We start from the raw sequence: 12,526 nt of genomic DNA, 5'->3' as shown, positions 1-12,526 counted from the left end.
ACTAAAAGAAGCAAATAGATATTTTTATACACTAAAAGTTAGAATTAATTACATAATCTTAACTAAAAAGAAACATTTTTATAACATTTTTGTAACATTTATGTTTTATTAAATATCACTTTAGTCTAAAATTAGAAAAATTTTTAATAAAATATTAAATTGCTATCATAGGAATTTCTTCATGCTCACAAATACCACAGTTGACTCTCGTATATTTCGAATTTATACAAAGCGTTTTCTTAAATTTGATTTTGTCGCTGCCATAGTCGTATTTCTCGTGGCTATTCCATTATGCTTAGGGATTGCTCTAGCCTCTGGCGCCCCTTTATTTTCAGGAATTTTAAGTGGCGTTATCGGTGGAATTGTTGTTGGTTGCTTGAGTGGTTCCCATGTCAGTGTTAGTGGGCCTGCCGCTGGAATGGCTGCTGTCGTAGTTGCCGCTATCGCTCATGTTGGCGATTTTAATTCATTTTTACTGGCTTTAGTACTTGCAGGAATATTGCAAATAATCATAGGTAGTCTTAGGGCTGGATTTATAGCAGATTACGTGCCATCAAATGTCGTGCAAGGTTTACTTTGTGCTATTGGAATTTTATTAATCATCAAACAACTACCACTTGCATTTACCTTGTCTGCGGATTTTAATGAACTTAAAACCCACTTATTAGAAACAACAGAAGAAATTACATTAAGTCCTATTCTTGCACTCTATCATCACATCAATTCCGGAGCCATGCTCATTACCATCATTTCTTTAGTCACATTAATCTTTTTTGATTTAACAAAAAATAAAGTACTTAAAGAAATACCCGCGCCGATCATTGTAGTGATTTTAGGCGTCCTGCTCAATGAACTATTTCAATGGACTGACTCAAATCTTGCTCAAAACTCACCGCAATTAGTTAATATTCCCCAAACAAACGATATTCATGAGCTACTTAGCAAATTTGAATATCCTAACTGGTCCTCCTGGACTAACCCTAAAGTTTATGTTTATGCATTTATTATTGGTATTGTTGCCTCTCTTGAGACTTTACTGAATTTCAAAGCTGGTGAAAAACTTGACAAAAAACGTCGTCATCCCTCTTCGAATCGTGAATTAGTGGCACAAGGTGTAGGAAACGTAGCTGTAGGATTAATTGGTGGAATTCCAATTACATCCGTAATCGTTAGAACATCAATTAATATTCAAGCAGGTTCTAAAACCAAGGTATCTACCATTTTACATGGTGTTTTTATCTTATTTGCAGTGATGTTAATTCCTGGAACACTAAATAAAATACCATTGTCTTCATTGGCAGCTATTTTGATGTACACCGGTTATAAACTGAATAAGCCCTCTATATATAGCTCTATTTATGCACAAGGTTATGATCGCTTTATTCCTTTTATAGCTACTGTGATTGGTATCATTGTATTTAATCTTTTGATGGGTATTTTGATTGGATTGGCAGTAAGCCTGTTTTACATTTTAAAATCAAACAGTCAAGCTCGTATCAATATTATCAAGGAAATTCACACTACCGGAGTTATCAATCGCCTAGTACTCCCACAACAAATGACTTTTTTAAATAAAGCAGCTTTAATTGCTGAACTTAATTCTATACCTAAAGAATCACAATTAATTATTGATGCGCGTTATTCCCAATACATTGATAAGGAAATTTTAGAATTATTAAAAGAGTTTCAGGACGAGCAAGCTCCTAATAAGAAAATATCCCTAAATCTTATTGGCTTTAAAAAGCATTATAAAATTCATAATCATATCGATTTTATTAATGTAACTACATACGACGTACAATCACATTTATCCCCTTCTGAGGTCTTAAATATTTTAAATGAAGGAAATCATCGATTTTTGAACGGTAATTTAATTCATCGCTCTAACCAATTGGATATTAAACACACCGCAAAAGAGCAACATCCTATCGCTATAGTTCTTGGCTGTATTGATTCCAGAGTCCCCGTTGAAACTATTTTTGATATGAGTTTTGGCGATATTTTTTGTGTCCGTGTTGCAGGAAACGTGGTCAATAATGATGTGCTTGCCAGTATCGAATATGCCTGCAGCGTGGTAGGTGTGAAATTAATCATCGTTCTTGGCCACACTCGTTGTGGTGCCATTCAGTCTGCTTGTGATGGAATTGAAAAAGGACATATTACTGAGTTATTAGAGAAAATAAAACCTGCTATTAATGCCGAAAATCAAACACCAAATGATCGCCACAGCAAAAATGACACTTTCGTTCATCATGTCACAGACTTAAACGTAGCCAATACCATGCAAAATATTTATAAACGAAGCCCCATTTTACATGACATGATAGAAAAAAATGAAATTGCAATGGTTGGTGCAGTCTATGATGTGCAAACAGGAAAAGTCCATTATAAAGATTATGTTTATGAATTAAATCAACTTGATGGCAAAGACAATAACCACTTAGCCTCTAAATTAAATGCCTTATTGAAAGAAGCTAAGATTCATATATAAACTTATAGCTTGAGCGCAAAGTAAAATACTCGTTTTGCTTTGCCGCACCCCAAATTTTTCATATTCGACAGAAGGCCAAAGTACTTCTTCAACCTCATCTGTTTTTGCACAAAAACTTCTGTATAATGCCTGAAATCTAAGAATTAAATCAGGAGCTGAAATGCGTGCATCTCAATGGTTTTTAGCAACTCTTAAAGAAACGCCCAATGATGCTGAAATTGTGTCTCATCAATTAATGCTGAGAACTGGAATGATTCGTAAATTGGGTTCTGGGCTTTATACCTGGATGCCTCTAGGTTTAAAAGTATTGCGTAAAATAGAACAAATAGTTCGCGAAGAAATGAACCACATCAATTCAATGGAAGTGCTGATGCCCGCAGTCCAGCCCGCAGAGTTATGGCAAGAAACAGGACGATGGGATACTTTTGGCGGCCAACTGCTAACCATGAAGGACTCCAATGATAGAGAATACTGCTTTGGCCCAACTCATGAAGAAGTCATTACGGATATTATGCGCCATGAATTGCAATCTTATAAGCAACTTCCTGCGAGTTTTTATCAAATCCAAACTAAATTTCGTGATGAAATTAGACCTCGTTTTGGCGTCATGCGTGCCCGCGAATTCATTATGAAAGATGCTTATTCTTTCCATTTAAACCTGGAAAGTCTGCAAGATACTTATAAAGATATGTATCAAGCATATTGCCGTATTTTTGATCGTATGGGACTTAAATATCGTGCTGTAGAAGCCGATACAGGAGCTATTGGCGGCTCTGCCTCTCATGAATTTCAGGTATTAGCTGATTCAGGTGAAGATTTAATCTTTTACAGCGATCAGGGCGATTATGCAGCAAATATTGAACAGGCAACGAGCTTAAAACCCGCTAAAGCAACGCCAGCAAGTCAACAAATAACTCTGGTGGATACACCAAACACAAAAACTATAGCTGAGGTTGCCCAATTCCTACATGTTCCAAGCAATCAAACCGTCAAGACATTAATTGTCAAAGGCAAAGAACATCCCATGGTTGCGCTTATTCTATGTGGTGATGATGAACTCAATGAAGTTAAAGCTACAAAACATCCTTTGATTGACTCCCCTTTGCAGTTCATAGATGAAGAAACGATTTTAAAAAATTTAAACACCCCCATTGGCTCACTTGGACCAGTTAACCTGGAAATACCTATAATTGCGGATCATCATGCCTTGGCCATGGACTCCTTTATCTGTGGTGCAAATCAAGCAGATAAACATTATCAACATGCTGCTTGGGACAAAGATGTCAAAGAATATCTTGCTTTCGACTTACGCAATGTGAAAGATGGAGATATTAGCCCTGATGGCAAAGGTACGCTCTATTCATGTCGCGGTATCGAGGTTGGTCATGTTTTCCAACTAGGCGATAAATATGCTAAAGCCATGAACGCTACCGTCATTAATGAGCAGGGGCAATTAGAAACCATGTTAATGGGATGCTATGGTTTAGGTATCACCCGGGTTGTTGCTGCTGCCATAGAGCAACATCATGATGAAAAAGGCATTATATGGCCACAAAATATTGCCCCATTTCAGTTAGTGATTATTCCTTTAAATGCCCATCGTTCACCGGAAGTTAAAAAGCAAGCAGATGCTTTATATGAACAATTCAAAAATTTAAACATTGATGTTTTAATCGATGACCGTAACGAACGAGCTGGTGTATTGTTTGCCGATCATGATCTTGTTGGTATTCCTCATCGCTTAGTAGTCAGTGAACGAAATATCGAACAAAACTGTGTGGAATATAAAAGCAGAGCTACCGGAGAAATTCAACAATTCAGCTTAGATACAGCAGTAGATTCACTACTTAAATTAATTGCAAAAAACTGATGTAGTATTAACGCAAACATAATTGTGAGACGGCTTGTCAATTCAATGTGAACAAGCCCTCATGCTTTTATTGCAGAAATAATGAAATACTCATATTGAAATAATTTTGGGAACGTTGCCTAATTTAACATCATACAAACGATGACAATCAGTAATAAGAAACAATAAATCTTGCCATAAACTTTATCAGGAATAAGATTACTAAAATGTATTCCTAACTTCGCGCCCATAATACTAGCTAAAAATATAGTAATTAATGCTGGCCAATACAAATAACCTGTGCTGTACGGCGGTAAATGAGGTATATGGATTCCCGCTGCTATAAAAATAATACTGCCTATCAAACCGCTGGGTGCAGCAAGTCCATTTGCAAGTGCAGAAGCTTTATTCATAGGCACCCCATAATGTCTAAAAAATGGGACAATAATTACACTTCCTCCTATTCCCAATAGGGCCGCAATTGTTCCTGTAAAATAACTGACAAAATACAAAATTGCATTAGTCGGCTTTTTGTGGGCAGAGACATTATTTTTAAAAAACTCCTGTTTCAAATTTCTTAGTAAAACCAAAAAAATCAACATTAAAAATGCGTACTTGAGTGCTTTTGCACTTAAAATTGTAGCAATTAAAGCGCCACTTACAGCACCAACAGCAACGAGTGGTAACATTTTTCTTAATAAAATTATATCCATATTTTGTTTCAGATAATGTAGCCATGCTGCATATATCATATTAATAAACATCAGCATTAAAGATGTTCCTACTGCCATATGCATGGCCAATTCTTTTGGAATACCATCAAATGGTAATAACCAAAATAACAAAGGAACTACAACAAATCCCCCGCCGAAACCAAACAACGTGGCTAGTAGTCCTGTTATTATCCCTGCAAATAAATAAACTCCAATCATAAATTTTGATCATCCTTGACTGCAATTTCATAAGCCTCAAGCTGCATTACAAAATCATCCACAATTTTATAATGCAGGCAATTATTTTTTAATTTTTTAATGTAGCCTAATGCTTCCAATCTGTTGAGTGCAACGAGAATTTCAGCAGATAATTCATAGCGTAATCTCGTGATCGAAGAATTCAATATCGCATCTTTATCAACCACAAAAAATTCTCTTATATCTTTGTAATGAGCATTAGTAAGATCATCTTTGATGGCATTCATAAAATCAGGATAGTCATTAAAAAGCTTATCTAAATCAAATTTTTTAGTATTAATCTGTTCAGAACATCCTCGCTGACTAATGAAATTTTGCAAAAAATACTGGCCTATAAAGGTAACAAAACACCCAGTAAAAAAACCATATACAAATGAAATACTCATAGATACTGTTTCAAAGTTAGACTTCTAAGTTTTTCTAGATGGATCTCATAGAGATTCGTCCTTATGGCAAATTATATAACAAAATTATTATAAATAGTTAACAATCATGTATTGCTTAAAACAATCAGGTAACAAATAACAATAAATAATTAAAATCACTACTCTTAATTTACGCTAAATGAGAAAAAGTGATCTTGATTTTTCAACCCAGCATTAATACACTGGGGCAATTTAACTGATCAGTTACTTATCATGCTGTATACTAGCAGTACCTATACTCCCATTTATCATTAACAAAGAGGATATATGCTAAAACATTGCTCTATTTTTTCTGTTATAGCTTTAGTTGTTTTATTAACCTCCTGTGGTCCCATCTATAATACCGAATATAGTTATATTCCACCTAAATCAGATGTAGCAAAAATGTGTACCGCTCAATGTGTACAGGGAAGAAATGACTGCCAACAAAGTTGTCGAGTAGACAATGAAAATTGTCGCCTAAGAGCACAGCAAAGTGCTTTGTTTGAATACAACCACTATAAAGAAGAACAAACGCGAATGGGTTTTCCAATTAATAAAACCATTAAAGATTTTGATAGAAGCAGCAGCTGCAATAATTCATGTCATTGCGAATCTACTTATAGGGAATGTTACTCCGCATGTGGCGGAGAAGTTAGGGAGCATCAAGTTTGTGTCGCTTTTTGTGACAAAAAAATTTAGAGTCCGTTGCCAACACTCAAAAAACCAGTAATTGTTACGCAGTCATTACTGGTTTTACTTGAAATATAAAAAAATACATTTAGTAAAATATTTTACAATTTGACAAACATTGGCCAAACTTTACGTTATAAACCCGGATATCACACGAATTAATATGAAAAAAGCAATCCTCTATTCTTTGGCATTCATTGGTGCCTTTGCCTTGTTAATTTTTCTTTATCTTTGGCTTGGCAGAGTAGCAGGGCAAACAATGTATGGAGCCGCAGGCCCTGTTCCCATCCCAACAGGAGAGCAAATTCCTACTACTATAGCCATGCAAAGTAATCAATATTCTCAAACTGCGAACCAGCCTTCAGAAAATACTATTAGGGGAATGATAATTCGTAATGCAAATATTTCCTTACAAGTAAACAATATTAGTGTCGCGATGGAAAAAATTACTCAGCTCGCAGAAAGTTCGGGGGGCTATATTGTAAACTCAAATATCACTCAAGACAGTAATCGTGTTATAAATACTTCTGCCAATATTAAAATAAGAGTACCTGCTCGAGGCTTAAATGATGCATTAACTGCCTTAAAATCACTTTCGACCCAAGTCCTACAAGAATCTATAAGTGGTGAGGATATTACGCAACAATATGTGGATCTACAAAGCCAGCTTACAAATTTACAAACAGCCAAAGAACAACTTGCAAAAATTATGGCAAATGCCACTAAAACATCTGATGTTCTGAGTGTATTCAAACAATTAACTGAAGTACAAGGCCAAATTGATGTTATCCAAGGGCAAATTAAATATTACAAAGCATCTGTTGCCTATTCATTAATTAATATTGATTTGAGCATGAATCCACTGATTCAAACTGCTCAGCAAAAACAATGGAAAATAACAGAAGTATTTATTAACTCCTATCATGCATTAATCGATCAACTTCGTGAATTCACTTATGGTTTAATCGAATTTTTTGTATATTTTTTACCATTGATTGTATTATGGATTTTTATTTGCTTGATTGTTTATTGGATAGGGAAAAAAATTTGGCGAATCCTTTAATAAGGGCAAACTATTCCAATCACTATATGACTCATAATGCGGATTAGGTAAAGTGTCATCCACTAAGATCGAGACAAAGCGCAAGCAAAGTACGGGGAAAAAGTGTACAAAAAAACATGACAGAGCCAACAAAACTTGCAACGATTTATAGAAATTAGTGGGCGGTACTGTGGCGGGAACCACACAAATAAACACCCTACATCCTATAAGAAATTGATTCTTCTAAATCAGGGCTGGCCTTTATGTAAGATGGAATGTTTTTATTAACACCCACATTATCTTTGGAATAAATAATATTTAAATTTCTTTGATCAATTTTTTTACCATCAAAATTAACCCAATAGGCTTCCATGTTGTATATATGCAAAGTAACACTAATTCCTACATCCAAACCTTTTCTGCATTTGAGTTGATGCACATAAGTACTTTTTAAGTCATCGCTATTAGTATGAAATCTGTAGCGATCCATACGATTGACAAGCTGCGCTGATTTCTCGCTGGTTGGATGATAAAATTTCTCAGATATAGGACCTTCAAGAACAGTAACAGTACCTTTATATTTATGATCATGAATTGTTGTTTTCTGCCTAGGTGCAAATGCAAATACCCATATTGAAAAAGGATTAGATGAATCATGATCATAGAGCAGGTATCGCCCTACGCCTTTGGGAAGATTCGTTGATGGATCAGCTGGGGTATAAACACTGTGATCCAATTTTAATGAACCCTCAGCAAGTAACCTAGGGAGGCATTTTGAAACCGTATCATAATCTACAACCTCCAATTCATTGATTACCTTTACTAATTTTTTTCTATTTGCTTCTCTTACAAACTCAACTTTATCCTGCATATCACTTCCTTAAATGATTTTTTTGTATTTGAGGTCAATAGTTTTTAAATTTGTGATTTCTCGCTTATGTATATAGCCAATAATAAGTATAAAAATCAATGAATTAATTTTAATTTTTAAATTTTTTCACCACATTCTCAATTTTAGCTTAAATGAAAATAAGCTAAGAGAGTCCCCTTTTATAAAGTTTTAGGGATGCCTAATCAAAGGCTAGACGATGAGGAATGTCCGTGAACAGGATTGTTTACTTGTGTTCTCAATAATGTACTTGATTCATGCTGATTGAAAAAAAGAATCCTGCTTAGTGCGTGTAGCTTCACTTCTCTTTTTTTACCATATAATTCGTCAATAGTCTTAATTGCATCAGTCAATATATCTGATTGGGACAATGAGTCAAAGGATTCATGAGCATTTCTTAGCATAAGAGTAGCTTGTTCTGTTATCGGAATATCCGAGAGACGCACCCGTAAAACCTCCCTGTAATAATTCTTCAATGCACGACGGCACGGATCGGTATACAGAATTCTTTTTTTATCATAAAACTCTTTTAAAATAAGCAAATCCTCAAGAGGTAATTCCTCATTTTGAGATTTTGAGATTGCTTCCCAAAGAATTTTATCAGCAGCAATTTTTTCATGAAGCTCCTTCACCATTTTTTCATGTACTTTTGTGTGCTCTACAAAAGAATGGATTGTAACCAAATTATTGCTGTTCTTCTCGGGAGAAAACTCCATTTTTTCGTTCGATTTTTCCTGCTCCTCCAGCTCAAAGCTGTACCGGCGCTGCCATTTTCTAAACTCATCTTGTATGTGATTCAAAGTAGTTACAAGACTTACCTGTAGAAATTGAGGAAGACTCTCAAAAAGTCGAGTAAGTTCATTAACAATAACGCCCTTTGTAACAAATTGAGTCACTGAGGGAAACTCATCCGCTAAAACTAAAAATTGGGTGAAATCTTTTTGAAATTTCTGAAGCTTCATTATGTCATAAGCAATTTTCTCTTGATAAGATAACTCTTGCACTTCTGTTAAAGCTCGATTCATACGCTCCCAAAGCTTAGAATTTTTTAGCGCCAGCCCAATCAGCACACTTGAATTTATAAAATCCATTTCATGGAGACAAACACCCGCAAGTTGTGAATCAGACATAACACAAAGAGCCTTATCTAACTCTTTTAATAACACCTGATAGAGTACACTAAAATCGTGCAGATACTTTTTTAAAGTATCAAATAAAAAATGAATTGCAGAAGACTTAGCAAGCATCGCTGAGCTTTGGGTATCTTGTAATACTCGAATGGTAACAAGAATATTAAAACTCGTAGTTAATACTGTTTCTGTAAATTGCCAATAATCTTTTGTGGAAGAAGCTTTTATTTCCGCATGAGAAGAAAGAGAGGGTTTCAAATCTGTATCAAAAGTAAATAAATTGCGATAGAAAGCACTTTTTGGATTAATTTTCATCATCTTATCAGAAAATCCAGCAGCATTAATATCATGAAAAAATGGATCTAATTTTTCAATTTGACGTAATAAACTTTCCATAAAGAAATTAAACTGTTTGGCTAGTTTAGTACGATCAATGCTATTAAAATCAAAAATGCTCCGTTCATCAGATAAAGAAAGTATATTTAGCCAAATATTCATCTGCTCTGCAAAAGGAGTAACCTGATTCACTGGTAACACTATTGCCGTCGGCATACTTTCAAGATACACAATTTGAGGTTGTTCTATATCAGTTGTAGCAGTTGGAAAATCCTGTAGTAGGGTCATTTTTTTTAATCGACTGGATAAAATCGCTGCTAAATCATGTGCAAATTGTTGATAATGACCTTTTTCACCAAAACTGATGTCACTAAATGATTCCATACATAAATATTTTGTAAGTTCTGTTTTGGTCTTACTGTCTAGTAAATCAAGGGGGAGTTCTCTTAAAACAGTGCTGACCATATCCACAAAGAGTTCTTCATTTACTTTGTTTTGTAACAACCTTGCCTGTTCAGCGAGAGCAGGAAACAATCCCTTGATTTTTCTATAATTTAGAAAATAACCTTTAGTATATCCTTTAGGATTAAACCATCCTTGATATTCAAAGGGACAAAAAAGATCTTCATTATTTTTTTGTGGCCATAATAACGAAACGCAGCCCCCCAATCGATGCGTGCAAATTGAATAAACATCATTTCCACTGAAGACATCACATCCAAGCAGACTACATTGCCGCTATGTACACTGTGATCCCCCAAGAGCAAAGAAAACATTAATGCCACTGCAAGGCCGTAGTACTGTTTTAATTGAGTGAGCAATAAATAAGCTTGAGGTCCATAAAACATCTCCACGAGTGGATCTCGATCAGAACCATCTCGATAGCCGGTTCCAATGACTTTGTATAACTCCTTGAATTCTACTTTAGGTTGAATAAGTCCATAACTACCATCTTCAAATTGAATCAATTGAGCACAAATGAAGGATGAATGATATATTTTGTCAATCACACCACGATGCTTAAACTCCTGTAGCAACAAACCAGCAAACAATTCTGTGAATAATTCTCGAGGATCTTTAGGTTTTTTTACAAAATATTCCATGCCATCCGAATCACGATAAAAACCGTCTACTTTATTTTGATTTTTTCCACCTTTTTTATTTTTAAACTTTGTGAGCATCTTGCCTTTGTAAGTGAACATCCCTGACTCAAACACGCATAATTTGCAGATAGTTTTATCATTTTTTAATCTTTTGAGAAAGATTTACAACACTATGATATTAAATAAAGAAAAATAGCGTCTATTATCCCATACCTCACTCCATTCTTTGCAAAAATCTACTATTAGTCCCTATTTAGATAAATAAACAACAAATTTCAATCTTATATGTATAGAAAAAGCACAACCATTACCTGTGATTTTTACAGTTTTGCAAAATAAGTTGACGACAATGAAATAATATTTTAATTTGTAACTAAGATTTGTTACTACATGAATAAAAAACCACATCTACCGCATGGAAAGGGAGCACTCATGTTAATTAAGTTAATGCTTGGAGTACGTCAGTTTCAAGGTGAGTCATTTAAACAAATGCAGGGGATTTTTGAGCATCTAAGTATGGGGCAAAGTCCCGAAATTTTATTCATTACTTGTTCTGATTCACGCCTCATGCCAAGTCTGTTAACTCAAACAACACCTGGTGAATTATTTGTCATTCGCAATGTGGGCAATATTATTCCCCCCGCCAATGTACCTTCCAGTGAAGCAGCAGGAATTGTGTTTGCTCTAAATGAGTTAGACAGCATTAAAGATATCATTATTTGTGGTCATTCACACTGCGGTGCCATGAAAGGACTATTAACTCCAGACTTAAAAGATCGTCTTCCCGAAGTAAGTTCGTGGCTACACCATTCTCATTCAGTTTTAAAACAAATGCAGGAGACACACACGCCCCACAGCCAGGACTTTGATTTAAAGGTTCGTCAAGCAACAAAGCTCAACATTTTAACACAACTTGAACATTTAAAATCTTATCCTATTGTAGCCGAAAAGCTGGCTCGAGGTGAGTTAAACTTACACGGATGGCTCTATGAGTTTGAAAAGGGAGAAGTACTTGTTTATGAACCTCAAACTAAGGATTTTATTCCTTTTGAGAGCGCATTGGCACTGGCTGTTTCTGCCCGTAGAGATAAAATTATTGAGCAAGTAGCAATGAATTATCTAGAGTCTTTTACTCACCCACGCACAACCAAAGAATATGAAATATTAATCCAGCTATTTTCTCTTCTTGAAAAGAAAAATTTACTTACTATCTGGCCGGCAATAAAAAAAGAGGCAACACAAAAATTATGGTCGGAGTTAGGAGGGTTATACCCTGGTGTTGACGACTTACAATTCAATACCTTACTGGAGGAAGGATGTCAGTTAAAACTAAAAAATCTCCAAAATTTTCAAAAAAATATCATGGAATCTCCAGGGTATCATCAATACATAGAGCACATAATGCGTTATTCGCTCTTTACCCCTCCCCGGCTCCCTTTAACTTCAGATACGCCTCATGAGTCGCTCAACATCCCTCATTAGGCATTTGCTTGAAGATCTTCACCTTATCTAATGATAGATTCATTGAATCACCTAACGCGATGAGAAACATTAAATTCTATCTATTACTTTTGTTTGCAATTTATTTGTATGACCTATAATTATACTTAATTTAATA

9 protein-coding genes and 1 pseudogene are annotated in these 12,526 nt (G+C 35.0%); 5 read left to right on the top strand and 5 right to left on the bottom strand.

Annotated features, from left to right (window positions below):
• Positions 1–181 precede the first annotated feature (181 nt).
• Together EL220_RS03965 and EL220_RS03960 are read left to right on the top strand one after the other, a co-directional pair.
• The gene (locus EL220_RS03965) at positions 182–2,491 is read left to right on the top strand and encodes a SulP family inorganic anion transporter (RefSeq protein WP_027271024.1); all 2,310 of its coding nucleotides are present in this window, start codon (positions 182–184) and stop codon (positions 2,489–2,491) included.
• A gap of 160 nt (positions 2,492–2,651) precedes the next feature.
• Positions 2,652–4,361, top strand: a complete 1,710-nt coding sequence (locus EL220_RS03960; protein ID WP_027271025.1) for a proline--tRNA ligase — start codon at positions 2,652–2,654, stop codon at positions 4,359–4,361.
• A gap of 119 nt (positions 4,362–4,480) precedes the next feature.
• Here the strand turns inward: EL220_RS03960 and EL220_RS03955 are convergent, their stop codons facing one another.
• Positions 4,481–5,272, bottom strand: a complete 792-nt coding sequence (locus EL220_RS03955) for a sulfite exporter TauE/SafE family protein (protein ID WP_027271026.1) — start codon at positions 5,270–5,272, stop codon at positions 4,481–4,483.
• Positions 5,269–5,697 (bottom strand): hypothetical protein, encoded by a 429-nt coding sequence (locus tag EL220_RS03950; protein WP_027271027.1) that lies wholly within the window; start codon positions 5,695–5,697, stop codon positions 5,269–5,271. The genes EL220_RS03955 and EL220_RS03950 overlap by 4 nt, the downstream gene beginning before the upstream one ends.
• A 306-nt stretch (positions 5,698–6,003) precedes the next feature.
• Here EL220_RS03950 and EL220_RS03945 point away from each other — a divergent pair, with 306 nt between their 5' ends.
• Both EL220_RS03945 and EL220_RS03940 read left to right on the top strand, forming a co-directional pair.
• A complete protein-coding gene (locus EL220_RS03945; RefSeq protein WP_027271028.1) occupies positions 6,004–6,417 on the top strand; it encodes a hypothetical protein in 414 nt (137 codons plus the stop codon).
• Between the two features lie 154 nt (positions 6,418–6,571).
• A complete protein-coding gene (locus EL220_RS03940) occupies positions 6,572–7,471 on the top strand; it encodes a DUF4349 domain-containing protein (RefSeq protein WP_027271029.1) in 900 nt (299 codons plus the stop codon).
• A 196-nt stretch (positions 7,472–7,667) separates the two neighbouring features.
• Here the strand turns inward: EL220_RS03940 and EL220_RS03935 are convergent, their stop codons facing one another.
• The 3 genes and pseudogenes from EL220_RS03935 to EL220_RS18570 form a co-directional block, all read right to left on the bottom strand.
• Positions 7,668–8,321: a cupin domain-containing protein gene (locus EL220_RS03935; RefSeq protein WP_027271030.1), complete on the bottom strand. Its 654-nt coding sequence runs from the start codon at positions 8,319–8,321 to the stop codon at positions 7,668–7,670.
• A 203-nt stretch (positions 8,322–8,524) separates the two neighbouring features.
• Positions 8,525–9,430, bottom strand: coding sequence for a hypothetical protein (locus tag EL220_RS18575; RefSeq protein ID WP_232002728.1), 906 nt, complete (start codon positions 9,428–9,430; stop codon positions 8,525–8,527).
• A gap of 129 nt (positions 9,431–9,559) precedes the next feature.
• Positions 9,560–10,581: pseudogene (locus EL220_RS18570) on the bottom strand (LepB GTPase-activating domain-containing protein); the annotation flags it as partial.
• A gap of 759 nt (positions 10,582–11,340) precedes the next feature.
• On the opposite strand from EL220_RS18570, the gene EL220_RS03925 reads away from it, so the two are divergent.
• Positions 11,341–12,390 carry a carbonic anhydrase gene (locus tag EL220_RS03925; RefSeq protein WP_027271032.1) on the top strand — a complete coding sequence of 350 codons (1,050 nt, stop codon included), beginning with the start codon at positions 11,341–11,343 and terminating at the stop codon, positions 12,388–12,390.
• Positions 12,391–12,526: the final 136 nt, after the last annotated feature.

It is taken from the genome of Legionella sainthelensi (genome assembly GCF_900637685.1).
Taxonomy (GTDB): domain Bacteria; phylum Pseudomonadota; class Gammaproteobacteria; order Legionellales; family Legionellaceae; genus Legionella; species Legionella sainthelensi.
Note: the sequence above shows the minus strand (reverse complement) of the source record. Positions and strands in the feature narration are given on the sequence as shown.

What these genes read in the sequence shown, in the direction of transcription:
- EL220_RS03955 (WP_027271026.1), bottom strand. Translation starts at nt 5,272, where the DNA reads ATGATTGGAGTTTATTTATTTGCAGGGATAATAACAGGACTACTAGCC.
- EL220_RS03935 (WP_027271030.1), bottom strand. Translation starts at nt 8,321, where the DNA reads ATGCAGGATAAAGTTGAGTTTGTAAGAGAAGCAAATAGAAAAAAATTA.
- EL220_RS03945 (WP_027271028.1), top strand. Translation starts at nt 6,004, where the DNA reads ATGCTAAAACATTGCTCTATTTTTTCTGTTATAGCTTTAGTTGTTTTA.
- EL220_RS03960 (WP_027271025.1), top strand. Translation starts at nt 2,652, where the DNA reads ATGCGTGCATCTCAATGGTTTTTAGCAACTCTTAAAGAAACGCCCAAT.
- EL220_RS03950 (WP_027271027.1), bottom strand. Translation starts at nt 5,697, where the DNA reads ATGAGTATTTCATTTGTATATGGTTTTTTTACTGGGTGTTTTGTTACC.
- EL220_RS03940 (WP_027271029.1), top strand. Translation starts at nt 6,572, where the DNA reads ATGAAAAAAGCAATCCTCTATTCTTTGGCATTCATTGGTGCCTTTGCC.
- EL220_RS03965 (WP_027271024.1), top strand. Translation starts at nt 182, where the DNA reads ATGCTCACAAATACCACAGTTGACTCTCGTATATTTCGAATTTATACA.
- EL220_RS18575 (WP_232002728.1), bottom strand. Translation starts at nt 9,430, where the DNA reads ATGGATTTTATAAATTCAAGTGTGCTGATTGGGCTGGCGCTAAAAAAT.
- EL220_RS03925 (WP_027271032.1), top strand. Translation starts at nt 11,341, where the DNA reads ATGTTAATTAAGTTAATGCTTGGAGTACGTCAGTTTCAAGGTGAGTCA.